Consider the following 25754-nt stretch of genomic DNA (forward strand, 5'->3'; position numbering starts at 1 on the left):
ATCACAGTCTTGGGGCGCAGTGCCAGATTGTGCTATGGTAAAAGCAGTGTTCCTCTGTTGTAGGTGTCTAAAATTGAGTATCAATATTCTCAAAACCTTAGGTGACGGTCGTCGCTATATGAAGACGTGGCCTATGGTTAGACAACTAGGTTTGTATTTTCCTGAGTATCGGGTGGTACGCGCCACTCAGCTTGCCATTCTGGTGATGCCAGTGCTGGCGATTTTGGCGAGTGTGAGTCAGATTTATACCTATGGTTGGGCGTTTTTACCCCAAGCCCTCACTATCGCGTTGTTCTTTATTAGCCTGCCGCTGCAGGGCTTACTGTGGTTAGGCTGGCGTGCGCGCCATCCATTACCTTTATCGCTGTTCGACTGGAGTAATCAGTTGAGTGCGAAATTATCTGCCATGGGCATTCATTGCCAATCCTTGGGCGCTAAGGCGTGTTACCTTGATATGGCGCTCATCTTAAAAATAGCCTTTGAGCGCTTAGATGCCAGTTATTGGGAGGAGCTTTAAGCCTCCCTTGGCGTCTTAATAGACCGCGTTAATCCCCTGTGAGCTAAACACGGCTTTAATTTTTTCCATGGTGTCGCGACTCGGTGGTGCAACGCCATCGAGTTGATAGGTTTCTCCCATCGCTTCCCACTTGTGTTTACCCAGCTCGTGGTAGGGCAGGAGTTCAACTTTTTCAATATTCTTCATGGGCTTGATAAACTCGGCCAGTTGTAATGCCGAGGCTTCATCGTCGGTAAATCCACCCACAACCACATAACGTATCCAGGTAGGCTGATTGCGTTTGGCGAGATACTCGGCAAATTGCAGCGTTCTGTGGTTGCTGACCTTAGTCAGTTCAATGTGTTTTTCGTCATTCATTTGCTTGATATCGAGCAACACCAGATCGGTATTATCGAGTAGCTCATCAATCACTGGCGTGTACTTACGCACAAAGCCGTTGGTATCTAAACAGGTATGAATGCCTTCTTTTTTACAGGCTTTAAAGAGTTCGGCGACAAACTCCGCTTGTAATATGGCTTCGCCACCGCTGGCGGTCACACCGCCGTTGCTGGCATCGAGGAAGGGGCGGTAGCTAATGATTTGGCTCATTAACTCCTCGACCTGTACTTCCTTGCCACCATCAAGATCCCAAGTGTCACGGTTATGACAATACTGACAGCGCATTAAACAGCCCTGCATAAAGGTGATAAACCGTATGCCTGGACCATCCACTGTGCCAAAGGATTCCACTGAGTGGATCCGACCAGTAACTGCCATTGTGACTCCTGTTGAAATAAGTGAGGCTGCAGCACATTGTACTACAGCCTTACCTAATTTAGCTTACAGACCTTTTGTGAAAGTACGTGTGATCACGTCTTGCTGTTGCTCCGGGGTCAAAGAGTTAAAGCGTACTGCGTAACCCGATACCCGGATGGTTAGCTGCGGATACTTGTCAGGATTGACAACCGCATCCTCGAGCATTTCACGGTTCATCACGTTAACGTTCAAGTGTTGACCGCCTTCGTGTCCTTCGTTGTGGGCGAAATAACCGTCCATCAACGCCGCCAGGTTAGTACGGCGACCGTCTTCATCTTTACCTAAGGCATTAGGCACGATGGAGAAGGTGTAAGAGATACCGTCCTGTGCGTGGGCAAAAGGCAGTTTCGCCACAGAGGTTAACGAGGCAATCGCACCTTTCTCATCACGGCCATGCATTGGGTTTGCACCCGGTGCAAATGGCGCACCTGAACGGCGACCGTCTGGTGTGTTACCGGTTTTCTTACCATAAACCACGTTTGAGGTGATGGTCAGAATTGACTGAGTTGGGATCGCGTTGCGGTACATTTTACGGTCGCGGATCTTCGCCATAAAACGTTCTACTAAGTCACAGGCGATATCGTCGACGCGTGGGTCGTTGTTACCAAATTTTGGATAATCACCGCTGATCTCAAAGTCGACGGCAATGCCATTTTCATCACGAACAGGTTTTACTTGAGCGTACTTGATAGCAGACAGTGAGTCGGCCGCGATAGAAAGCCCCGCGATACCACAGGCCATGGTGCGACGTACATCTCTGTCGTGCAGCGCCATTAACGCGGCTTCGTAGGAGTACTTGTCGTGCATGTAGTGGATTGAGTTCAGTGCTGTGACATATTGCGTCGCTAACCAATCCATCAGGCCGTCTAAGCGATTCATCACGTCATCGAAGTTCAATACTTCGTCAGTGATTGGGTCGGCTTTTGGCGCGATTTGGATTTTCAGTTTTTCGTCAACGCCGCCGTTGATCGCATACAACATGGTTTTTGCCAAGTTTGCACGGGCGCCGAAGAACTGCATGTGTTTACCCACAACCATGGGGCTCACGCAGCAAGCGATAGCGTAATCGTCAGATTGGAAATCTGGACGCATTAAGTCATCGTTTTCGTACTGGATAGAGCTGGTGTCGATAGACACTTTCGCACAGTACTTTTTAAAGCCTAGAGGCAGTTTGTCAGACCAGAGCACAGTGATGTTTGGCTCAGGGCTTGGGCCCATAGTGTATAAGGTGTTTAAGAAACGGAAGCTAGATTTGGTTACCAGTGTACGGCCATCTAAACCCATACCGCCGATAGATTCAGTAGCCCAAATTGGGTCGCCTGAGAATAACTCATCGTATTCTGGAGTACGTAGGAAACGCACCATACGCAGTTTCATCACGAAATGGTCAATCATTTCTTGAGCTTGTTGCTCAGTGATGGTGCCGTTTTTCAGATCGCGTTCAATGTAGATATCGAGGAAAGATGAGGTACGGCCTAAAGACATTGCCGCGCCGTTTTGGCTCTTCACTGCGGCTAAGTAACCGAAGTAAGTCCATTGGATCGCTTCTTGGGCGTTTGTCGCTGGGCGAGAAATATCGAAACCGTATTTCGCGGCCATTTTCTTCATTTGACCGAGAGCGCGGTGCTGCTCGGCAATTTCTTCACGCAGTTGGATAACGTTAGATAAATCTTCGCCGGCTTCGAACTGCGCTTGCAGTGAGGTGAATTGAGCAAATTTATCCTTCATTAAGAAGTCGATACCGTACAGCGCAACACGACGATAATCACCGATAATACGGCCACGACCATAGGCATCGGGTAAACCGGTTAATACGCCGGATTTACGGCAAGCCATGATTTCTGGGGTGTAGACGTCGAATACGCCTTGGTTATGGGTTTTACGCAGTTCTGAGTAGATGTATTTTACATCGGCGTCGAGTTCGCGGTCGTAAGCAGCACATGAGCCTTCAACCATGCGAATACCACCGTTAGGTAACATAGCGCGCTTGAGCGGCGCATCGGTTTGTAAACCAACGATAGTTTCTAAATCTTTATTGATATAACCCGCGTCATGGGAAGTGATGGTAGAGACCATCTTAGTATCGAAATCAACTGGCGCGTGGGTACGGTTTTCTTGCTTGATGCCTTCCATCACTTTGTCCCACAACTTGGTTGTGGCTTCGGTGGCACCGGCTAGGAATGACTCGTCACCTTCATAGGGAGCATAGTTTTGTTGAATAAAGTCACGTACATTGACTTCAGATTTCCAATCGCCAGGGGTAAAACCTTCCCATGCGTTGGCAAACAGTTCAGTTTTGTCGGTCATCGTACTAATACCTTTTGGTTGAGATAAAGGTCATTGGCGCTCATGGGGCAAACCATGTTGAGTATAGGCCAATCGCTATTTCCTGATTAAAGCTCCCTTCAAGATGACGCCCTATGATGGGAACTGGAACTTGGGGATGTTTATCGCGCCAAGTGTCTGTCTATTGATACCCGATAAGATGACAAATATTCGTTTAACTTGGATTATCGGTTATCGATAACTCTTTTATAAATTGGTAAGACCAATTATCCATGAGCATATTAGCATAGCTCTTATACTCTCGCATCTTAAACGGGCGAGTTTGTGCCCGGTTAATCGCAAATTTGCTAGCAAGGTAGCATTTTTTTAGCACAATAAGGTTTAAAGCACGCTTTTGCTGGCCGATTATGGGCCAATGTCATCGCTTATTTGATTGACTGTCGCGCTTTTAACCGACGAAAGCTATCACCGTATCGATTGATTTTGATTGTTTACGATTTAGGCGGCCTTTGGCCTGATAAAGCCTCCATCGCAAAAGGCTTGTTTATACGGAATGCTGGGCGGTAGTAGGGCATTTGACGGAAAATAAGCCGACATGAAATCGTTTCATTTGAGAGGATGGAAAACATGATTGTTTTTTCTTAAATGAATGCAGTTCGAACAGGAGCTCGTCACCAAGTCGTCATCTAGATTATGGAAACTCGGCCTCTATAAGGTTAAATCTGCTTCATCTTAGCTAGAAATGCGCTTTAAAAGCGTCATAGCCAAAAGGTAAAAAGTGACTAAAATTGGTATGACCAATTAACCTTTTGTGTTTATGGCTTCAAAAATTTTACATTTTACCTGTGAATAGCATCACGCTTTGGCAAACTCTGCTTCACGCGCAATGCGATTTGTATGTTACAAAGCGTGACTTTAGTGAGTCATCATTTAAGCAAGTCTTAATGTAAATTTTGATTGGTTTGATTTGCGCTTGGGCGCTGTAGGAGAGACCTATGTTGCAAGTTCGCGTTTGTTTATCGGTTTTGGGAGTACAGTTATGAAAGACTCACATGCTAACGCTCCACAAACATCCTCGACTGGCCATGAGCCAATACAGGTTTCTTCACACTTTAGTTGTTATCACCAAGCCGAAATTTACGGTAAAAGCAAAGTGGTTAAGGCGCCTTGGCAATCCTTTGGTTTAGCGGTATTTGCTGGCGCTTTTATTGCCTTAGCCTTTGTGTTTTACCTAACAGTCACTACGGGTGCCGGTGATAGCGCCTGGGGCTTAGTGCGCCTCGTGGGCGGGATTGCCTTCAGCTTAGGCTTAATTTTGGTGGTGATTTGTGGTGGCGAGCTGTTTACCAGTTCGGTGCTGAGCAGCGTTGCATGGGCGCAAAAACAGGTGACCACCAGTGAATTGCTCAAATGCTGGAGCCGCGTGTATATCGGCAATTTCGTCGGCGCCATGTTAATGGTTGGCTTGATCATGGCGGCGGGCTTGTATGAGCTCGATGGCGGTAACTGGGGCTTAAACGCGCTAAAAGTGTCGCAACATAAGCTGCATCATACTTGGGTGCAGGCATTCAGCTTAGGTATCTTATGTAACATGTTGGTATGTCTGGGTATTTGGATGACCTTCGCCAGCCGCGAATCCCTAACCAAAGCGATTTTACTGATCCTCCCGGTGGCCATGTTTGTCAGCAGTGGCTTTGAGCACAGTATCGCAAACCTGTTTATGGTGCCGCTTGGGATCACCATTCAGTCGGTTGCCAGCCCTGAGTTTTTTGCTTCTTTAGGTGTAACCCAAGAGCAATTTGCCGATTTAACCGTGGCAAACTTTGTATTCAATAACTTAATTCCCGTGACCTTAGGGAACATTGTCGGTGGTGGCGTGATCGTCGGTCTCGGCTATTGGTGGATTGAGCAAGGTCAAATTGCCTTACCCGATCCGCAAAAATCCCATCAGGCACACTTTTTTGCATCGCCTCTGCATACTGAAAAGGCGAAAAATAGCCAAGAAAGTAAGTAAGAGAGCAACTAAGCTAGTCAGTAACTAAGCGAATCAGTCACTTAGGTTTGTGATAAGTGTGCCTTGAGTGACTGTTTGCCTTAGGTTTATAAAAAATGCCCAGTGTTACTGGGCTTTTTTTGCTGTATTCGCCATAGCTGACATTTTTATGTGGATTGCTTGGGTGTGATAGATGTAAGCATTTTGCGTATTCATGCAAGCGAATGAAGATTTTATGTACTGATTTACAGCGCTTTAGTTTATAGTGCGGCCTTTTCCGTTTGACATAAAATGGCGCATCTATGACGACTCCACCCTCGACGACTCAGCCAACAGAAGCAGCTCAGACTGCTATGGCACCATCCGCTTCACACGCTCCCTCATCCTTTCAAATGCCCGATACCTTAGTGATCATCTTTTTTGTGGCATTACTTGCGGGATTAATGACTTACTTTATTCCGATTGGCTCGTTTCAAACCCAAGAGGTGCATTATCTGGCCGATGGCGTTGATAAAGCGCGGACAGTAGTCGACCCTAATTCTTTTGCCTATCAATTGGATGATGCGGGCGAGCCTAAGTTACAACCCGTGGCACTGTTTAAAGGCGAGGGCGGGGTTGGCTTTTTTAACTTCGCTTTTGAGGGGCTAACCTCGGGGTCTAAATGGGGCAGCGCGATTGGCGTGATCATGTTTATGCTAGTGATTGGCGGCTCCTTTGGGGTGGTGATGGCCACAGGCACCATAGATAACGGCATCTTAAAGTTAATCGATAAAACCCGTGGCAATGAAAAGTTATTCATTCCGGTGATATTTACGCTGTTTTCCCTCGGCGGCGCCGTATTTGGCATGGGAGAAGAGGCCATTGCCTTCGCGATTATCATCTGCCCACTCATGATCCGTTTAGGGTACGACGGCATCACCACTGTGATGGTGACCTATGTGGCGACCCAAATTGGTTTCGCCAGTTCTTGGATGAATCCTTTCAGTGTGGCGATTGCCCAAGGCATTGCGGGGATCCCGGTTCTTTCTGGTAGTGAGTTTCGCTTCCCTATGTGGCTCGGATTCACATTGCTTGGCATCGTTTTTACCATGCGTTACGCCCATCGCATTCAGCAGCAACCCATTCTTTCCCATAGCTATCAGTCCGATGCTTATTTCCGTGAGCACCATGCTAATACAAAGCTCGAGAGCCGCTTTAATTTTGGGGATGTGTTGGTACTGTTGTTGTTAGTGTTAACTATGGTGTGGGTGATTTGGGGCGTTGTTGCAAAGGCGTGGTTTATCCCCGAGATCGCCAGTCAGTTTTTTACCATGGGTATGGTGGCCGGCGTTATTGGCTGCGTGTTTAAGCTCAATGGTTTAACGCTTAACAAGGTCGCGCAGAGTTTTAAGGATGGCGCTAAAACCATGCTAGAGCCAGCCCTTTTAGTGGGATGTGCCTCGGGGATTTTACTGCTCCTTGGCGGCGGTACACCGACGGAACCGAGTGTGCTTAATTCGATTCTGAACAGCGCTGGCGGGGTGATTGGCCATCTGCCGGATGCGCTCTCGGCGTGGTTTATGTTGTTGTTTCAATCCGTATTCAACTTTTTCGTGACCTCAGGTTCAGGGCAAGCCGCATTGACTATGCCACTGATGGCTCCTCTCTCTGATATCGTTGGTGTGACGCGCCAAGTGGCGGTATTGGCCTTTCAACTAGGCGATGGTCTCACCAATATCATAGTGCCCACCTCAGCGTCTTTGATGGCGACCCTTGGCGTATGCCGCGTCGATTGGGGCAACTGGCTGAAATTTGTATGGCGTTTTATGTTACTGCTGATGTTGGTCTCAAGCGTACTGGTGATTGGCGCGCACTATCTTGGATTTAACTAGGTACGCGGATTTCGCTGGGCGCTGGGGTTCACCTTAAGCTGCGGGTAAATAGGCGTTAAGGGTTAACTCAGTTAATTGGTTAAACAGGAGATAAAAAAACGGCATCCGAGGATGCCGTTTTTGTGTGGTTTTCTATCTTCCTATAGGGAAATTAGAATTTCACTTCACCTTCAATAAACCATTCACGACCACGTGCATCATAAGATGAGCGGTTATAGTGTGGCCAACCCGTGTCTGTTGGGTCAAAGTTTGGTCCAGCATTGAACAAGTTCATTACGCCGCCCGTGACTTTAATTGAATCGGTAATGTTATAAGCCGATGTTAAGTTCCACTTAGTTTGCGAGGCAATTTCGTTTGCACTTTCATCAAACGGTTGACCTTTGTCCAATGCAGCTTTCTTAAATGATTTATAGCCCACACCATGCATTCTAGCCGTGTGGTAAGCACCTAATGTGGTTTCAAAATCATTAACGTACCAACCTAGAATGATATTGGCCTTGTATTGTGGTAAGCCACCATCGTCAATATCATCATCGATTGCTGCAGTAGGATCGGTCTGACCTTCAGACAGTAAAATATAAGTACCGTTGAAGTTCAATTTCAGTTCGCCAAAATCGCCAACATCCCAGCCATAACCTGCTGTTAAGTCAAGACCACGGACTTTCTGATATGCAAGGTTTTGAGCAACGGTATTAATGTGAGTAATAGTACCTAATGCATCACGGGTGATCATATTTTCGTACGTTTCATACTCACGAGCGGCTTTACTGGCAGAAATGTCACTCACCATGTCATCCAGTTTCCACTCCCAAATGTCTAAAGACGCATTTAGGCTCTCACCACCATAGACGGCACCGATATTGGCTGTGTAGCCTGTTTCAGCTTCTAACTCTTTGTTAGCGCCAGTTGTGATGTCAATGTTCAGCTCGTTACAAATTTTATGGAGATTTGGATCTGAGTTTGGCTGAGATGGCGTACCACCTAGAGCCTGACATTGTTTAAAGTCAATTACCGTTGAGAAAGCTTTTGTTGCATCGCCATAAACGCGGTGCATATCTGGAGCGCGGAACACTTTACTCACAGAACCACGAACCAGCAGTTCATCAATTGGGCGGTATTCAACAGTTAGCTGAGGTGAAACGTTACCACCGAAATCATCATATCTGTCATAGCGAAGCGCGGCATCAACGACTAGATTGTCAACAACAGGAAGTTTTAATTCCATGTATGTTGCCCAATAAGAGCGTTCACCTGAACCCGATGAGCCACCACGGCTTAAAATATTGCCTTTTACAGACTCAGAATCAGATTCTGAGGCGTAATCCTGGATGGTGTATTCAGCACCAAAAGCGAAATCAGCTGGACCAGCTGGTAACTCAAATGCTGGACCTGAAATGTTGGCTTGAACGTTTTTCTGAGTCGATTGGGCTTTTTCAAATGGCGTGTACGCAACGCTCTTCACATCATCTTTACTGATTGATGATAATAAAGAACGGCCATTAGTACCTTCTGCTAAATAGTTGAATAATCCACCAACGGTCGCAAAACCACTGCTGTAAACATCAACGTTAGTACGGCCGTAATTGATAGAGGTATCCCATGAGTAATCATCAGCGATCACGCCCTCTAAACCAGCGGTGAAGAAGTAGTTGCGTGTATTGGTTTCGCCACCACGGTTACCAAACTCATGTAAACGACGAATATAGGTATAATCACCATCACCAGCATTTTTGAAATCACCACCTAGACCCGTGGTTTTATCGAATGTTTTGGTGAGAGAACTATCGCTATCAACGCCTAGTGTAATTTTGTCACCAGCAACGTTGACTGTGTAGTTATCAATCCCCATTGGTTCGATAAGTGTTGTCGATTTTGCTTGTGCAAAATCAAGACGTCCAACAAAGCTTAAATTATCAGCAAGCTCATAGTTGAAGTTGGTTGAACTGATAAAACGAGTGCTTTCTGGAGACAAATCACGCATTTTTGAACGGTCATAACCACAGGTTTTACCAGTCCAAAGGAATCCACCAGCTTCACATTCATTTTGTGTTAAAACACGTTGACCTGTTGGCGTCGTTCCATCTGCCGCTTGTTGCGCTGCGATGCGTGCACCATATGAGCTGTACTGTGAATATTTACTGTGCGGAACTTTATCGGTATCTAAACCAAAAACGGCACGGTCGGTGGCTGCTAAGCGTTCAGTATCAGTAAGTTCGATAAAGGTCGATACGTTACCACGTTCAGAAGATGAACCCAGAGATAAGGCGATACGGTCACTTTGTCCACCACCTTCAGTAGTGTCACCATGACGATATTTTAAAGCAACGCCTTCGAAGTCTCTTTTTAAAATAATGTTAACTACACCACCAACAGCATCGGCACCATAGATCGCAGAACCGCCAGATTGTAACACTTCGATTCTGGCAACGGCTTCCATTGGTAAGTTTGCAGTATCAACGAAGTTATCAGTACCGCCTGCTGGCTTAGGATATTGATTTAAACGCTTACCGTTAATCAGAGTTAATGTTCTGCTGGCACCTGCGTTACGTAAACTGATTGATGATGCTGCTGGAGTAAAACCATGTACTGACTGAGTAGTCATTGCACCAGTGGTTGAAGTTAGGCTTTGTAATGCATCTTGCACGTTAGTAAAGCCTTGTTTAGCCATATCATCAGCACTTAATACGGTTACTGGTGTTGCAGTTTCCATATCGGTACGTTTAATACGTGAGCCTGTTACTTCGATTCGTTCAACTTTAGCACCGTCTTCTGCAGCGATGGCAACTGAAGTTGATAATGCTACAGAGGTTGCTCCACCAATTAACGCAAAGCGAATCGCTTTGGCTAATGTTACATTAGCACGCATTTTATTCTCCCTTACTCTTATTGTTCATTTTTATTTTTATTAAATGGATTCTTTTGTAATGAAAGAGTGTTCCATTTAATTAGGCTCAGGATATAAACACAAGAAAATAACAAGTGCAACAGCCGTTATTTTTAATTAAATGTTAAAAAGTTGATTATGAAAATATTTAACAAGATTTCATATTGTTTATTCTGGCATGTTTTCGTCTTTAAATGGGTTGTTTTGTTTCTTAGCTGTTTGATTTGTTGCTCATTTGTTTTGCTTTGGATTTTATTGGTTGTTTAATTGGTTTTTATTTGTTTCTTGGCATGGTTGCGTTTTATTTTAAAATAAAAATATATATTTTATAGTCCATTGTACTGTTTGATTTTATGGTTTTTGAATTTAATGGTTGTCGTATTGTTTATTTTCTCTCTGGACAAGTTTTTAATTGAAAAGGCATCTGTTTATTTTAGATGGAAATTTAAGCAAGGTTTGTGTGTTTTAGATTCTTAAGGAGTGTTAAATAAATATCGGGATTGAATATAAATTCAATCCCGATATTCTGTATGCCATATTATTAAATTATTTTTGTTTATTAATTAATCTATTTAGTTATACGGTTATCTATACTGATTATTTATACTCAACATGCTGGTTGGTAAAAATATAATCAATTGGGTTGGGTAAGTAATGGATTAAATACCGTATAGCGACATAACAAACGACTAAGGTTGCAACACCGAGTTCGAAGTCGGCAAGTAATTTTACCCATTGGCTGAGCTCGTTCATTTGACTAAATTGCGCGAGCCAGTGGGCGGTTTTAAACAGTGCCGTCGCGCCGATCACCATGGGAAAGGTGAAGGCAGCATAGCCAGGACTAAAGGGTAATGTGAGCAGATGGAAAAAAGCGAGATAAATCACTGCAGTCATCAATACTGCAATACTGGCCAATATGGCGACCAAGGCAATCGAAGGTTGCTCGCACACAGTTAAGTAGCCCGCTAACGATAAACTGGCTGGCGCGGCGAGGATAGCAATCGTTGGTTTAGCGGCATCGGGCACGGCCTGACAGAAGATTAATCGATAGAGCATCAATGGCAACATGACTAAATATGCGAGCATGCCGAAGGCCAAGATTAAGTTCACTAACCAAGGCGCGCCATTACTTGGGAAGGATACTGCCGCCACTATGATGCCAATGGGTGGCACAAACCAGCTGGGCACCATATGTTCGAGTTTGAAGTCGATAGCGCGGTAGTAAATAAAGGCGCCTAAAAAGATGACATGGATAACAATGGCGGTTAGCCAAAGGATTAAGCCTGCATGGGGGAAATAATGGCCGAGTAGGTTCGACACTACCATCAAGGCCATGGCGAATGTCGGGATCACACTACCGACGACCGGATGGCTGAGTTCGTTTTTCAGCACTGAAGGATGCAGTATAAATTTTGCCGCAAGCAGCATGAGTAACACTGAGGCAATGGCTGCCCCCATCAGTTGGCCCCAACCATTGAGTGAGGGCATCACACTCTCCCAAGTCCAACCTAAGCTTGCAATCGCGAGGGCGAGTCCGCCCATAGGGCTAGGTAATTTTGCTGCCTGTGCTGTCCAGCGTTTACGTTTTGAAGTCATGTTTGTTACCTCTCAACACTGACATTAATTCGATGTGTCTATCTGTTAATGTCAGTGTATGGTCGAGGATTTGATAAATAAAATTGATTAATTTTATTCATATATTCAAATTTTATAACGCTTAAGGTTTTCGTTTACAACGCAGCAAAGTATGCCCCAGACCAAGGTTGTCAGTGTCTTCATCGACATATAAGCCCGCTTGATGTAGTAACGTTATCAAGTCCTTAGAGTGGTACATACGGCTATTGCCATTAGCCATCGCAGTAAAATACAAGCTAGTCGCATTGACGCAATAGGCTGAGGCGGCGGAGGGTTGTCTGTCCCAGAAGGTTTCGACAATGAACAACTGACTGTTTGGCGTCATCGCCTGAGCGGTGCGTTGCAAAATGCTGAGGATTTGCTCCAAAGAGAAGCAGTCGAGGAACTGGCTCATCCAATAGGTATCGGCGCCTTCGACAAAGGGGCGTGATTCATCGAGCAAATCGGTGGCAAAGGTGTGGATCCGCTCGGCAAAGCCATGCTTGACGGCATTGTCTTTGGCAACGGCTAATTGACCGGGGAAGTCCATCAGAGTGACTTCAACCTCTGGATCAAACTCGCAGCAGCTTAGCGCCCATTTCCCTGTATTTCCGCCAATATCGACTAAATGCTTGGGCAAATGGGCAAACACTAAGGGTAAAATCTGCGGAAAAGCGTGGTCAGAATAATAGTGATCGAAGGCAAACCAGCTGGCTTTAGCCTCAGCAGGTAAATCCTTAAGGGCGGGGTAAATCGTCTGCCAATCGCCAAATACCGCTAAGCCCGCAGGTTTACCCGCGACTAGTGCCTTATCGAGTTGAAACAGTCCCTGATAACATACATCCTGCACAAAATTGAGGTTAATGGCCGTCATATCATCGTGCAGTAAAAAATAGCCTGTTTTATCGAGCACATAGGCATCGCCATTGAGCCATACCAGTCCCATACTCAATCCCATATCGAGTATGACGCCAAGGGCATACTCGTTTAACACACTGGTTTGCGCGAGTTGGGCAATGCTTACCCCTTGCTCGCCTGCTTGGTCAATGGTGGCTAATACTTCAAATTTCAGCAGGCAATGGGCAACCTGAAAACTGATGGGGCCAAAGGCGATTTTTTGCGCCTCAAATTTGGCATCAAAGGCACTTAAGGCTTTCGGGATGTGATAGAAGGACATAAATTGGCTGAGTTTACAAAGAAATACAGCCTTTATAGCGAAGTTAACGGCAAAAGTCAGAGCGGCGATGGAAAACTATGAACTAGCTCCAACTTAGCTTATAAATGCGGATCTGAGGGGCGGTGAAGCGGTGTTAATCGTGATTACCTAAAATTTCGGCCATAAAAATACCCAGACGAGGCTGGGTATTTTTGCAGGCCGAATGCCTGATTACTGAATGTTTTCTTCGTCGCCAAACTGGCCTTGGAACAGTACAGAAGATAAGTAACGTTCGGCAGCTGAAGGCAGGATAACCACAATGTTTTTATCCGCAAATTCAGGTAGAGCAGCGATGCGGTTTGCGGCAACCACAGCAGCACCAGAAGAAATACCGACTAAAATGCCTTCTTCTTGCATTAGGCGGCGCGCCATGTCGATGGCTTCATCGTTGGTGACGGTTTCAACGCGATCGATTAACTCAAGATCTAAGTTACCAGGGATAAAACCTGCGCCAATACCTTGAATTTTGTGCGGACCTGGTTGCACTGGTAATCCCGCTAGGGTTTGGGTGATAACCGGTGAATCTGCGGGTTCTACCGCGACAGAAGTAATGGCTTTGCCAGCCACTTTCTTCAGGTAACGGCTCACGCCTGTGATAGTACCGCCAGTACCTACACCCGCAACAAACACATCCACAGCTCCATCGGTATCGTTCCAAATCTCTGGACCTGTGGTTTTTTCGTGGATTTCAGGGTTAGCAGGGTTATTAAATTGCTGCAGCATAATGTATTTTTCTGGCGCTGATTGACGGATTTCTTCCGCTTTATCGATAGCACCTTTCATGCCTTTTGCGCCTTCGGTCAGCACGAGGTTTGCACCTAAGGCTTTGAGCAGTTTACGACGCTCTAAGCTCATCGTATTTGGCATAGTTAACGTCAGCTTGTAACCACGGGCGGCCGCCACATAGGCTAAGGCAATACCAGTATTACCTGAGGTAGGCTCAATCAGTTCGTGATCTTTGGTGAGCAGGCCTTTTTTCTCGGCATCCCAAATCATATTGGCACCGATACGGCATTTGACACTGAAACTTGGATTACGTGCTTCGACCTTTGCCAGCACTTTACCTTGGCTTACGCGGTTTAAACGCACTAACGGGGTGTTGCCAATAGTATATGAATTGTCTTCGAAAATTTTGCTCATGGATTGCTTGCTCCTATGTTTGCACTATTGAATCATAATCGCCTGTGGCGCATTTAGAAGTGATTGTTTGTTCTTCTTTATTCGATTTGGTTATTAAAGACAATCCTGTTATTCGCAAAGCCCAATTGGCTGTGGGTTTAACTGTGTTAACCTCTTGCTAACATCAATAAAAAAATACGCGTATAAAAGAATAACCACTTGATGTTTCACTTATAAAACCGCTATCGGAACCGGATTGCCACACTATGAAGCAACAACAAACGGACCTGGGCAAAGATCCAAGAACTATGGTCACCCCTAAGGCATTCACTATTGCCGAATCTGTGCTTTACACCCCGCTAGCGACGCCATTAAGGCGGGCGCTGGCGATGTTAATCGACGGTTTATTCATCACTATTTTAGCCGAACAAATGGATTGGCTGTTTGTTCTGCTGGTGGTGGGGATTATTTATATCGAGAAACGCAGTCGCCAATTTGGCCGCTTACTCAAATGGGGCCTTTATGCTGCCATGCTGGGATTAATGCTCTTTAGCTCGGCGGGAAATTTGTGGAATTTCCATCAATCGAATCAATCCTCCCGCGAAAAGGTCTCCGCGCCCCAGGATATTAATGCTGTTGTTAAGGCGATTCCAGATCTCGTCTCTCTCGGACTCTGTGACAATATCGATTGTGCCCGTGAACAGATCCGTGCTTTGCAGCAGACGCTCGAAAATGTGCCCATGGAGGGAATGTCGGCAGCTGAGCGTCGCGATATGGTATTAGATACTTTAGCGAGCACGGAGTTATCCGATGCCGATAAAGCGCAGTTACGTGATGAAATGATGGCGGGCAGCCTCTGGCCTGAGGTGAAGGTGTTTGAAGTCACCCTAGACTCCACCAAGGGCTCTGTGAAAAATTCAACAAAGGATTTAGCTAAGGATCCAAGCACATTATCACCGCCTCCACAGCCAAGTCCGTCGCTCGCAAATCTGTCGCCCGCTGGCAAGCTTGACGCCGTTCCCGTATCTGAACCGCTAACCGATGGATTAGCCCACGCTCAAACCGATAATCGAGCGGCCATGGAAAACGCTCCCTTAGTTCCTGACGCCAACCTCAATCCTTTGCATCAAACCGAAAGCCGCAACAGTGAAGCCAATGATGAGGAAGAGAATGACACCCGCAGTGTGCTGGCGTGGATCAAAGGCTTTATGAGCGATATGGGTTTAGGCTTTGGCTGGGCCGCATTTTACTTCACTGTGTTTACCGCCAAATTTGATGGTCAGACCTTAGGTAAGAAACTCTTAGGCATCCGTGTTATCCAACTCGATGGCGCTAAAATCAGCCTTTGGGGAGCATTTGGCCGTTATGGCGGTTATGCGGCGGGCTTCACGACGGGCTTACTGGGCTTTATGCAGATATTTTGGGATGCCAATCGGCAGGGGATCCAAGATAAAATATCTTCCACAGTCGTGATAGACTTAGCGCAAATGCATAAAAAGCAACAATTAGAGCAGCAACAGGCGCAGGCTGAATACGCATTGGCCGCCGTGCCAACACAGAATAATGCGACGTCTGCTCACCTTACAACAAGCACCCGTTCGGAGCACCTATGAAACAGGTCGTTATTTCTGGCAGCGGTTTATTTACGCCGCCACACAGTATTTCAAATGAAGCTTTGGTGGAGAGCTTCAACGCCTATGTCGATATGTTTAACCTTGAAAATGCAGGGTTAATTGAGCAGGGCCATGTCGAGCCGCTGTCTTATTCCTCCAGTGAGTTTATCGAGAAGGCCTCGGGCATCAAACACAGATATGTGATGGTTAAAGATGGTATTCTCGATCCTGAAATCATGATGCCGCTTATTCCTGAGCGCAGCAGTGACGAGTTATCTATGCAGGCCGAAATTGGGGTTGAGGCGGCAGTGATGGCGCTTAAACAAGCGGATGTGAAGGCCGAGCAAATCGATTTAGTGATCGTTGCCTGTGCTTATACGCAGCGCGCTTATCCTGCGATGGCGATTGAAATACAGCGGGCACTGGGGACCCGTGGCTATGGTTACGATATGCAGGTTGCCTGTTCTTCAGCCACCTTTGCCATTGTGGCCGCCGCCAATGCGATTGCAACGGGCTCGGCTTCACGGGTGTTAGTGATTAACCCCGAAATTTGTTCGGCGCAGGTGAACTATCGTGACCGTGACAGTCACTTTATCTTCGGAGATGTGGCGACCGCTATGGTGCTTGAAGAGCAAAGCCTAGTGGCCGCCAATAAGGGCTTTAACATTGTTTCAAGCCGTTGTTTTACTGACTACTCAAACAATATTCGCAGTAATTTCGGGTTTTTAAATCGCTGCGATCCAAGCTCGGCGCATCAGGCGGATAAGTTATTCCACCAACAGGGCCGCAAAGTCTTTAAAGAACTGTTGCCGATGATCTACCAACATTTAGACGAGCAATTGGCCGAGCAATCCCTCACGCCACAGTCCTTTAAACGTTTGTGGTTGCACCAAGCCAACATCAACATGAACCAATTTGTGGTGAAAAAGCTGCTAGGGGATGAGGTAACGCCTGAGCAAGCGCCCGTAGTGCTCGACGAGTATGCCAATACCGCCTCCGCTGGCTCGGTGATTGCCTTCCATAAATATTCCGCTGACTTTAATGCGGGCGATTTAGGGCTATTAAGCTCCTTTGGCGCGGGTTACTCCATCGGTAGCGTGATCCTGCAAAAGCGCTAAATTGACTAAAGCCCCATTATCACTAATGGGGCTTTAGCTTTTATATCAGCACATTGATAAAACGGCTTGATGCGGTACCTTAACTGAAAATGCCTTTACTCAGACAAGGCAGTTAGCGGCCTAAAAACGCTTTTTCTTTAAAGCCTCAGTAGCAATACGAGAACCTGTCACCATGACGCTTGTTCATCCTGATTCGGAACTTCCGTTTCATCCCAATCCTAGTTGGTTTCTTGGCGCTTTTAATTGTTATGACCGCGAGGAAACGCTCGGGGAAACACTCAATCGCTACGATCCTTTAGATCCCGCGCAGCTGCAAGCGTTGTTCGATGCTTATGTGTTTGATGAGTTTGGTGAACAGTTGGGATTTACCTCTGCCCACAGGGCTGCAATGGCGACAAATCTAATCGCTGCGCTGAGCGAGACAAACCATGATTTCGCCATTTATTTAGCGATTGATGAGAGCGAGGAGGAATGGTGTTTCCCTTCAGCGTGGGTATTCCCTAAGCCACGTTATCCCTTTGAGCAGGCGTATCTTGCGCTGCTGCGACATTGGGGAGTGGAGCTCACCGCATTAGGGATTGCGCTTCCCAGCCCAAGCTTAATGGGTATCCATGAGTCTTAGTTAGCATTCCGATTTAAGCCCACAAGCCTTGCTGCGGGCTTTATGCTCAACCTTTCAGCCTAGAGTAACCAGGCGTAACTTAGCTTCATAAAATAGGTTTTCTCATCCCGAGTGAGCCGCGTGAGCTCATCATCCGAGGTTAAACTGTCGGAATAGCCCAAATAGAACACGCTCTGGGGGTTGAGTTTGTAGCCGTAGAGGATTTCATTCCCTAAGTGTGCCTCTTCGCTATCGGGTGTCGAATACAAATACTGCGCAAGATTACGCTCGATTTGGGTGTAAATGCTCGATAGGCGAATAAAGCTGTGCAGACTCAATTGCCAGTGCAGGCGCACATCCGAGAGATTTGCGCTAAAGAGTTTATCCTGCTCGACTTCCATATATTGATATTGATGGGAAACATCCACCGACAGGCCGTTGGCAATTTTCCATTTGAATATCGGATTGATTAAGGTTTTTGTGCCTAATCGATCGTTAAGGAAGTCAATCTCATCGCCGTAATGGATCTCCAGCTCAAGACTCAGGGCCGAGGTGGGCGTAATCGCGCCGTAAAGCCAGCCTTGGGTTTCTTGGTATTGATTGCTGTTACCTAATACTGCCAGTTGCGCGCTGTCATGGCGTGGGCCGACGCGTTCCCGAGTTTCTATCCCAAAGGATAACTCACTCTGTAGCGCGCCATACATTTCCCAAAAGATTTCAAACTCTTGCTCTAGCTGCTCTCCTGCTTGATTGTGGGTGATATCCCAGTCGCCGCCGAATTTAATCTTGTTAAATACGGTTTCGGGATACCAAATTAAGCCACCACCGGCCATAAAGGTGCGGTAATCAATTTTTTCCACAAAGCCTAAATCGGCGCGAAAATCGGGAGACACGTCGTGGTACTCGCCGTAGGCAAACCAATCGCGGGCGTTGTGTTCATAGGTCAGTTGATACAGGGCGCCACTGAAATCCCGATCCGATTGGCTACGTAACACTTGCTCATTCACTTGGCATTGGCCGAGCTCACAGCTTAACGGCGTTTGGCCGCAGAGTAGCCCTTCTGTCAGTTCTCCCTCCACATTGCCACAAAACTGTTGATACAGGGCAGTAGGGTAGCGGGTCTGCGACTGTGCAACTTGAGCGGTAAAAATATCCTGGGCTGTCGGTTGGTATTTTGCATCTAAGCTCATGACATAATTGTGATAATCATTTTGCTCGGCAAATGCTGTCAGTTGGTTGTCGGCACTGCTCTTGGCCGTGATTAGCCCACCAAAGGAGAAGGTTTTATCCATGTCGAAGCGGTAACGCGCCACCAGATTAAGACTTTCCTCTGCTAAAGAGGTGACCTCAGAGCTTAAATTCCCCGGCATCAAAAAGGTGGTTTGGCTGTCATTAGCGGCCAGCAATGCCCAAGTGTGTTGCTCGGTTTGGCTGGTGAGTTTAAGCCCATAGTCCGGCGATACAATATTGCGGGTATGCAGCAGATTCACTTGGGTATCGAAGTAGTCTTTATTGTCGAGGAAGAAGGGGCGTTTCTCATCAAAAAACAGCGCAAAAGTGCTGTTAATATCGAGCTGGCCAGCATCAGACTCCACCTGGGAGAAATCGGGGTTAATGGTGGCATTTAGCAAGGTGCGTGAGTTGATACCCCAGCGTAAATCGAGCCCGGGTTCATAATTGTTTTTCGCTTGCCAACCATTTTCGCTTTTTTGCTCATTGCGATTGGCGACAAAGGACGGGGTAATTTGCAGATCTTGCCCTTGCTTGGCGGAGGCTAAACCCGTGGCGACGCCGAGCTGACAGAGCTGGCAACTGATGTTGCGATCGATTCTATGGGTGGAGATACGATGGTTTTCATTGCGTGGATAATAGCGGATCAGCTCAAATCCCCATTCTTGAACAGGCTTTTTATCGTCAAAGTTAAATAGCCGTAAAGGCAGTTCGACTTCAACTTGGTAACCCTCGGCGGTCATTTTACCGGCGGTTTTCCAAATGCCATCCCAAGCTTCGCTCTCTTCGCCCGTGAGCTCATTTTCTATCGAGTCTAGTTGCACGCCCAGTGGATTGATAAAAAACTGATAGGCCAAACGCGCGTTGTTAAAGGTATCGAGTTTTATCCCTACCAGATCGTCGCCCCAAAGATTATCCCTGTCCTTGAGGGTGGCGCGGATATGTTGTGGCAGACTGTCTTTGGCGGTAAAGGCCACAAATAGGCTGGTTTGGGTCGCGTAGATTCTGGCCTCGGTGTAAACGGGCGCCGCCGTGTTTTCAGCGGGCTGAGTTTCATAACGTAGCTCGGCCTGCGCCGCGTGCTGCCACACCGCCTCATCAAATTCACCATCAATCTCGGCGGCATCTTCTAAGGTCGGAATCGTTAATTGAAATTGGCTGGCTGAGCCCGCCAAGCTTGGCGAACTGAGAAATACCGCAGTCGATAACACTAAGGGGAGAAACGTCTTCAACAACAAGGCCCAAATCATTCTAAAATGGTGCGCAGTGTGCCAGAAATTGCGGGTTAACAAGAGTGGGTAATTGTTACAAGAATTGTATTAAAAATAGCTGAAACCAAGGTGGCACTGGATGGCGAGCATCCAGTGCTTTGGGGGGATTATTCAGGAGAAACTACAGGATTACGGTAAGCTTCGCGGTACTTGTCGACCCACATGGCGGTGGCACCACAAATCGCGACTGGCATCACGATAAAGTTGACCACAGGGATCATCGAAAACAGGGTTACAGTCGCACCAAAGCTAAAGCTGGTACCGCGGGTCTGATTAAGGGCAAAGCGCATATCCTTGAAACTGACCTTGTGGTTATCAAAGGGATAGTCGCAGTATTGAATCGCCATCATCCAAGCGCTGAATAAAAACCACAGGATAGGGGCTAAGGTTTGCCCCACCATGGGCACTAAAAACAGCAGCAAAAATACCAGCGCACGGGGTAAATAGTATTTGAGTTTGATCCATTCACGGCCAAGAATGCGCGGTAAGTCTTTGACGACGTCCATGCCCGAGCCCGTATTCATCGGTTTGCCGGTCAATAACTGCTCGACCTTTTCGGCCAGCAAGCCATTAAAGGGCGCGGCCAGCCAGTTCATCACCGAACTAAAAACAAACGCCAGCATCACCAACATAGTGGTCACCGCTAACGGCCAGAGCAAAAAGTTAAGCCAACTTAAGTATTCGGGGAGCTGGGCATTCATCCAAGTGAAGAGCACATCGAGCTGCCCAATCGCCACATAGATAACCGCCGCAAACAGCACTAAGTTGATCATTAACGGAATAAATACAAAGGTGCGCAGGCCTTTACGTTTGATTAAACCAAAGCCATCGAGAAAATAATTCACACCACTTTTACCCTGCGAAGGGGAGGAGGATTTCTGTGTCATATCGTCATTCCAAAAAAGTTGAGATACAGCGTGAGATACAGATAAGTGCGATTGTGATCAACTCGTCGCGAGATGACAAGCTAAAAGCCATATGAATTCAATAAAAAGCGTTACAAAATACTGCCTGCTTTGCTAAAGTTGGCCTCAGAATTCTATGACATGACTCGGGCTAATATTGGCCTGCATCCCTATTGGTCATCGCCCTGATGGCTTTTTATACTGAGACGCGCTAACTGGCACCATGAGATTAAAACAAATAAAACTTGCCGGCTTTAAGTCGTTTGTCGATCCCACCAAAATTCCGTTTTTACAGGCATTAAGCGCCATTATTGGCCCAAATGGCTGCGGCAAGTCTAACGTGATTGACGCTGTGCGTTGGGTGCTGGGCGAAAGCTCGGCAAAGCATTTGCGCGGCGACTCCATGAGTGACGTGATTTTTAACGGCTCCAGCGCACGTAAACCCGTGTCTGTGGCGGGCGTTGAACTGGTGTTTGAAAATAAAGAGGGCCGCCTTGCGGGCCAATACGCCAGTTATGAAGAAATCTCAGTAAAACGTCAGGTGAGCCGTGACGGTGAGTCTTGGTATTTTCTCAATGGCCAAAAGTGTCGCCGTAAAGACATCACCGATCTGTTTATGGGCACCGGGCTTGGGCCGCGCAGTTACGCCATTATCGAACAGGGCACGATTTCACGTTTAATCGAATCTAAACCACAAGATTTACGGACTTTTATTGAAGAAGCTGCGGGGATTTCCCGCTATAAAGAACGGCGGCGTGAAACGGAAAACCGTATCCGCCATACCCGCGAAAACTTGGAGCGTTTAGGGGATATTCGCAGCGAGTTAGCCAAACAACTGGAAAAACTCAGTCAGCAGGCCAAGGCGGCGAAGCAATATCGTGAGCTGAAGCAAGCTGAGCGTAAAACCCATGCCGAGCTGCTGGTGATGCGCTATCAAGAGCTGCAGAGCCAAATGGCTAGTCTATCGGAGCAGATTAGCTCGCTCGAGCTGCAACAAGCGGCGGCCCAGTCCTTAGCGCAAACCGGCGAGTTAGAAAGCACCGAGTTGCAAGTCACACTTTCGCACTTAGCCGAGCAGGAGCAGCAGGCGGTCGAAGCCTATTACCTGACCGGAACCGAAATCGCCAAGCTTGAGCAACAGTTACAGAGCCAAAAGCAGCGCGATGCCCAGTTGCATAATCAGCTTGAGCAGTTGAATGAGCAAATCATTCAAAACCAAGCCAAATTAGCCGCTTACCAAGCCAGCTTTCAAGCGCTTGAGGCGGAGCTTAGCCAACTTGCACCGCAACATGAGTTGCAGCAAGAAATGCTCGATGAGCTGCAAGCTCAGTGGGAAATGAGTGTTTCGCGCAGTGAGGCGCAAAGTGAAAGCGCCAGAGTGCTAGCGGCGGCCGTCGCTCAGCATAAGCTGCAATTAGAGTTACACCGCAGCAAACTGGCTCATCAGCAACAATTAAATGCCCATAAAACCCCGCTACATCAAGAGCAACAACAAGAGCTGGCCTCGCTTAATGCGCATGCCCTCGAAGATAGCAGCGCATCACTTAATGACGAGATTGCCCAGTTAGAGCAAGCATTAGCTGAACAAGTTGAAATCAATCAAGAGTTTGAATCCACTCTGGCTGCCGATACTCATGCGTTAGATTTGGCCCGCGGTGAGTTTGAGCAATTATCACAGCGTTTAACCTCGATGCGGGCACGCTTCGAACTGGTTGAACAATGGCTTGCGAAACAAGAAGAGTTAAGTGATAAGCCGCAGCTGTGGCAAAGCATTCAAGTGGAAAACGGCTGGGAAGCCGCTGCCGAACTGGCGCTGCAGGGATTGATGACGCTGCCTGTGGGCGTTAACGCCAATGAAATAGGCTTTTATGCCGATGCGGCCTTGGCGGCGGATGCGCATCTCGATGGCTCTCCCATCTTAGGTGCCAAATTGAACCTTTCCCCTTGGCTTAAGGGACTCAAATGGGCCGATAATTTGGCCAGCGCACAAGCACTGCTTCCGAGCTTGGCGGTCGATGAGCGAATCGTGACCGCCGACGGTTACTTGCTCGGCAAGGGTTTTTTGATTGCTAAACAAGATAATAGTCAATCCTTAGTGCAATTGAGTAAAGAGCAAACCGAGCTGAACGAGACCATCGCTGATTGCGAGCAGGCAAAAGCCATACAGCAGGCAAAGCTCGATGAATTAGCGCAGCAATTAACCCAAGTGCGTGACAGCTTAAGCCAAGGCACTAAACGCTTACACCAGTTGCAGCTCGATAAAGCCACCAAATCGACCCAGCTTAATAACGCAGAGATCCAGGCCAAGCAGCGCGAAGCTAAGCGGGGGCAACTCGCAGAAACTGTTGCCCGGACCCACGCCGAGTTAGCCGAGCTTGCCGAGCAGTTAATATTGCTTTCGGAGCAAGAGGATGAGCTGGCAGAGGCGCTAGAGGTCAGCCTTGAGCAGCAACAGCAACAAAGCCAAGATGCGCAGGGGGATATGGCTCGCCATCAAGCCCTGAAGGCTCAAATTGGCGATGCCGAGCGGCGCTTAACGAGCCTCAATGCCAGTCTGCAATCGATCGCTACTCGAATGGCGGTGAGCACAGAACAAATTGAATTACAGCGGGTACGTGTCAGTGAATTAGTCCACTCACAGGAAACACTGTCAGCCCAACTTGCCAACGTCGCGGCACAAGAGGGCGATCAGCAAACGGCGCAGCTCAGCGAACAACTGGCGCAGTTACTCAATCAACAACAGAGTCAGCAACAGGCACTTAAAAGCCTCAGGTCACAACAAAGTTCGCTCACTGAAACGCTAAACAGTATAGGATTAAAGCAAAAACAAGAGCTTGGTAAGCTTGAGGGCTTGACTCAAAGCCTCAGCACGTTAAAGTTACGTCGTGAGGGATTAAAAGGGCAGGCCGATAGCCAATTAGCGGCGCTGTCAGAGCAACAAATTGTGCTCGCCCAGATTGTCGATTCTCTGCCTGCGGATGGGCATCCCGACAAGTGGCAGCGTGATTTGGATCAGATCCGCCAAAAAATTATTCGCTTAGGGGCGATAAACCTCGCGGCGATCGAAGAATTCGAGCAACAAAGTGAGCGAAAATCCTATTTGGATCATCAAGATGAAGATCTAAATAACGGTCTGGCCACCCTAGAGGAAGCCATTCGGAAAATCGATAAGGAGACCCGCACTCGCTTTAAGACCACATTTGATGCGGTAAACGAAGATCTCGGGCGTTTATTCCCTAAGGTATTCGGTGGCGGACGCGCGTATTTAGCGCTGACGGAAGACGATTTATTAGAAACGGGCGTGACCATCATGGCTCAGCCGCCAGGTAAGAAGAACAGTACAATCCATCTTCTTTCCGGTGGTGAAAAAGCCCTAACGGCTTTATCATTGGTATTCGCGATTTTCAGGTTGAATCCAGCTCCCTTCTGTATGTTAGACGAAGTGGATGCGCCCTTAGACGATGCCAACGTAGAACGATTCTGTCGATTATTGAAGGAAATGTCGCAGAGCGTACAGTTTATCTATATCAGCCATAACAAAATTACGATGGAGATGGCTGATCAACTTATCGGTGTGACTATGCATGAGCCGGGTGTATCCCGTATAGTCGCAGTAGATTTAGAGCAAGCGGTGGCAATGGCCGACGCTTGATAACTAGAAGAAATACAGGGTAACCAATGGAAGATTTGCAACTAGTATTGTTCGTTTTAGGCGCCATAGCCATAGTTGCTGTGCTGGTGCATGGATTTTGGTCTATCAGAAGACAACAACCTAAGTCATTGAAAGATAGTCCGATGGGCAATTTCTATAAAAAGCAGGCCGAACGTGGCGAGGGCGCGCCTAAGCGTGTCGATGCCGATGGTTTCGACGCCGATGGGATTGGTGCCGTCAGAGTCCGTAAAGCGAATGAAGCCCATACCCCAGAGGCACCTGCGTTTAACCCTTATTTAAAGCAAGAAGCTAAAGCACAACCGCAACCTATGGAACCCGTGCAAGTTGAACCTAAGCCACTGTTTAAGCAAGAGCCAAGCATGGCGCAGCCTGATTTTAGTCTGCAATCCCCCACGGCCAAAGAACAACACCGCGGCCCTAAAGCATCACGCCAAGAGCCCGTATTACAAGGACATTCTGCCAATCTAGCCCAAGCCCATGTAGGGCAATCCCATGCGGCCATGGTGGCGCAAAAAGCCGCCGAAGAACAACGTGCGCAGGTGCAAATGCCTACGCAAACCGCTCTTTTCGATGAGGAAGAGGCGTATGAAGAAGAGCAACCTCAAGCCGTTGAACAGCCAGATGATGATTTAGGTGAGCCACGCGACGTATTAGTGCTGCACGTTGTGGCAAAAGAAGGCCAGCAGCTTAATGGCGCTGAATTGTTACCTTGCTTCTTAACCCTTAACTTTAAGTATGGCGATATGAATATTTTCCACCGCCATGTGGATAATGCGGGTAATGGTAAGGTGTTGTTCTCTATTGCGAATATGGTAAAACCTGGGATTTTTGACCCAGATAATATGGAACAATTCAGCACCCAAGGCGTGGTGTTCTTTATGACCTTACCTTGCTACGGTGATGCGCTAATGAACTTCTCCATCATGCTTAACTCGGCGCGCCAATTGGCGGATGATATCGATGCGGTTGTGCTCGATGGTCAGCGTCAACCTTGGGGCGAGTTTACTAAGCAAGATTATTTACACCGCATTCGCGCAAACGCTTAATG

Annotated in this window: 16 protein-coding genes; 8 read left to right on the top strand and 8 right to left on the bottom strand. The window is 47.3% G+C overall.

Going from position 1 to position 25754, the window contains the following annotated elements:
• Window positions 1-73: 73 nt before the first annotated feature.
• On the top strand, window positions 74-517 hold the full coding sequence (gene yfbV, locus L2713_RS17960; protein WP_083757889.1) for a terminus macrodomain insulation protein YfbV: 444 nt from the start codon (window positions 74-76) through the stop codon (window positions 515-517).
• A gap of 15 nt (window positions 518-532) precedes the next feature.
• On the opposite strand, the gene pflA is transcribed toward yfbV, so the two are convergent.
• A complete protein-coding gene (pflA, locus tag L2713_RS17965; RefSeq protein ID WP_248968826.1) occupies window positions 533-1273 on the bottom strand; it encodes a pyruvate formate lyase 1-activating protein in 741 nt (246 codons plus the stop codon).
• Window positions 1274-1336: 63 nt separating this feature from the next.
• Complete coding sequence (gene pflB / locus L2713_RS17970) at window positions 1337-3619, bottom strand: formate C-acetyltransferase (RefSeq protein ID WP_248968827.1); 2283 nt, start codon at window positions 3617-3619, stop codon at window positions 1337-1339.
• 1018 nt (window positions 3620-4637) lie between these two features.
• On the opposite strand from pflB, the gene focA reads away from it, so the two are divergent.
• Complete coding sequence (gene focA, locus L2713_RS17975; RefSeq protein ID WP_109287421.1) at window positions 4638-5612, top strand: formate transporter FocA; 975 nt, start codon at window positions 4638-4640, stop codon at window positions 5610-5612.
• Between the two features lie 281 nt (window positions 5613-5893).
• On the top strand, window positions 5894-7462 hold the full coding sequence (yfcC, locus tag L2713_RS17980; protein WP_248968828.1) for a putative basic amino acid antiporter YfcC: 1569 nt from the start codon (window positions 5894-5896) through the stop codon (window positions 7460-7462).
• 151 nt (window positions 7463-7613) lie between these two features.
• On the opposite strand, the gene L2713_RS17985 is transcribed toward yfcC, so the two are convergent.
• From L2713_RS17985 to cysK, 4 genes are all read right to left on the bottom strand, one after another.
• Window positions 7614-10328 (bottom strand): TonB-dependent receptor plug domain-containing protein, encoded by a 2715-nt coding sequence (locus L2713_RS17985; RefSeq protein WP_248968829.1) that lies wholly within the window; start codon window positions 10326-10328, stop codon window positions 7614-7616.
• A 615-nt stretch (window positions 10329-10943) separates the two neighbouring features.
• Window positions 10944-11942, bottom strand: coding sequence for a TDT family transporter (locus tag L2713_RS17990; protein ID WP_248968830.1), 999 nt, complete (start codon window positions 11940-11942; stop codon window positions 10944-10946).
• 121 nt (window positions 11943-12063) lie between these two features.
• On the bottom strand, window positions 12064-13137 hold the full coding sequence (locus L2713_RS17995; protein WP_248968831.1) for a methyltransferase: 1074 nt from the start codon (window positions 13135-13137) through the stop codon (window positions 12064-12066).
• A gap of 210 nt (window positions 13138-13347) precedes the next feature.
• Complete coding sequence (gene cysK / locus L2713_RS18000; protein ID WP_011622282.1) at window positions 13348-14316, bottom strand: cysteine synthase A; 969 nt, start codon at window positions 14314-14316, stop codon at window positions 13348-13350.
• 245 nt (window positions 14317-14561) lie between these two features.
• Between cysK and L2713_RS18005 the strand changes: the two genes are divergently transcribed.
• The 3 genes from L2713_RS18005 to L2713_RS18015 all read left to right on the top strand — a co-directional run bounded on the left by L2713_RS18005 (window position 14562) and on the right by L2713_RS18015 (window position 17648).
• A complete protein-coding gene (locus tag L2713_RS18005; protein ID WP_248968832.1) occupies window positions 14562-15908 on the top strand; it encodes an RDD family protein in 1347 nt (448 codons plus the stop codon).
• On the top strand, window positions 15905-17026 hold the full coding sequence (locus tag L2713_RS18010) for a beta-ketoacyl-ACP synthase III (RefSeq protein ID WP_248968833.1): 1122 nt from the start codon (window positions 15905-15907) through the stop codon (window positions 17024-17026). Before L2713_RS18005 ends, L2713_RS18010 begins: the two co-directional genes overlap by 4 nt.
• A gap of 172 nt (window positions 17027-17198) precedes the next feature.
• Window positions 17199-17648, top strand: coding sequence for a hypothetical protein (locus tag L2713_RS18015; RefSeq protein ID WP_248968834.1), 450 nt, complete (start codon window positions 17199-17201; stop codon window positions 17646-17648).
• Between the two features lie 59 nt (window positions 17649-17707).
• Here L2713_RS18015 and L2713_RS18020 read toward each other — a convergent pair whose 3' ends face one another.
• The gene (locus L2713_RS18020; protein ID WP_248968835.1) at window positions 17708-20107 is read right to left on the bottom strand and encodes a DUF5916 domain-containing protein; all 2400 of its coding nucleotides are present in this window, start codon (window positions 20105-20107) and stop codon (window positions 17708-17710) included.
• A 128-nt stretch (window positions 20108-20235) separates the two neighbouring features.
• Complete coding sequence (gene cysZ / locus L2713_RS18025; RefSeq protein ID WP_248968836.1) at window positions 20236-21015, bottom strand: sulfate transporter CysZ; 780 nt, start codon at window positions 21013-21015, stop codon at window positions 20236-20238.
• 241 nt (window positions 21016-21256) lie between these two features.
• Between cysZ and smc the strand changes: the two genes are divergently transcribed.
• Both smc and zipA read left to right on the top strand, forming a co-directional pair.
• Window positions 21257-24685, top strand: a complete 3429-nt coding sequence (gene smc / locus L2713_RS18030; protein ID WP_248968837.1) for a chromosome segregation protein SMC — start codon at window positions 21257-21259, stop codon at window positions 24683-24685.
• A gap of 26 nt (window positions 24686-24711) precedes the next feature.
• Window positions 24712-25752 (top strand): cell division protein ZipA, encoded by a 1041-nt coding sequence (zipA, locus tag L2713_RS18035; RefSeq protein ID WP_248968838.1) that lies wholly within the window; start codon window positions 24712-24714, stop codon window positions 25750-25752.
• Window positions 25753-25754: the final 2 nt, after the last annotated feature.

It is taken from the genome of Shewanella seohaensis (assembly GCF_023283775.1).
Taxonomy (GTDB): domain Bacteria; phylum Pseudomonadota; class Gammaproteobacteria; order Enterobacterales; family Shewanellaceae; genus Shewanella; species Shewanella seohaensis.

What these genes read in the sequence shown, in the direction of transcription:
- pflA (WP_248968826.1), bottom strand. Translation starts at nt 1,273, where the DNA reads ATGGCAGTTACTGGTCGGATCCACTCAGTGGAATCCTTTGGCACAGTG.
- pflB (WP_248968827.1), bottom strand. Translation starts at nt 3,619, where the DNA reads ATGACCGACAAAACTGAACTGTTTGCCAACGCATGGGAAGGTTTTACC.
- focA (WP_109287421.1), top strand. Translation starts at nt 4,638, where the DNA reads ATGAAAGACTCACATGCTAACGCTCCACAAACATCCTCGACTGGCCAT.
- yfcC (WP_248968828.1), top strand. Translation starts at nt 5,894, where the DNA reads ATGACGACTCCACCCTCGACGACTCAGCCAACAGAAGCAGCTCAGACT.
- L2713_RS17985 (WP_248968829.1), bottom strand. Translation starts at nt 10,328, where the DNA reads ATGCGTGCTAATGTAACATTAGCCAAAGCGATTCGCTTTGCGTTAATT.
- L2713_RS17990 (WP_248968830.1), bottom strand. Translation starts at nt 11,942, where the DNA reads ATGACTTCAAAACGTAAACGCTGGACAGCACAGGCAGCAAAATTACCT.
- L2713_RS17995 (WP_248968831.1), bottom strand. Translation starts at nt 13,137, where the DNA reads ATGTCCTTCTATCACATCCCGAAAGCCTTAAGTGCCTTTGATGCCAAA.
- cysK (WP_011622282.1), bottom strand. Translation starts at nt 14,316, where the DNA reads ATGAGCAAAATTTTCGAAGACAATTCATATACTATTGGCAACACCCCG.
- L2713_RS18005 (WP_248968832.1), top strand. Translation starts at nt 14,562, where the DNA reads ATGAAGCAACAACAAACGGACCTGGGCAAAGATCCAAGAACTATGGTC.
- L2713_RS18010 (WP_248968833.1), top strand. Translation starts at nt 15,905, where the DNA reads ATGAAACAGGTCGTTATTTCTGGCAGCGGTTTATTTACGCCGCCACAC.
- L2713_RS18015 (WP_248968834.1), top strand. Translation starts at nt 17,199, where the DNA reads ATGACGCTTGTTCATCCTGATTCGGAACTTCCGTTTCATCCCAATCCT.
- L2713_RS18020 (WP_248968835.1), bottom strand. Translation starts at nt 20,107, where the DNA reads ATGATTTGGGCCTTGTTGTTGAAGACGTTTCTCCCCTTAGTGTTATCG.
- cysZ (WP_248968836.1), bottom strand. Translation starts at nt 21,015, where the DNA reads ATGACACAGAAATCCTCCTCCCCTTCGCAGGGTAAAAGTGGTGTGAAT.
- smc (WP_248968837.1), top strand. Translation starts at nt 21,257, where the DNA reads ATGAGATTAAAACAAATAAAACTTGCCGGCTTTAAGTCGTTTGTCGAT.
- zipA (WP_248968838.1), top strand. Translation starts at nt 24,712, where the DNA reads ATGGAAGATTTGCAACTAGTATTGTTCGTTTTAGGCGCCATAGCCATA.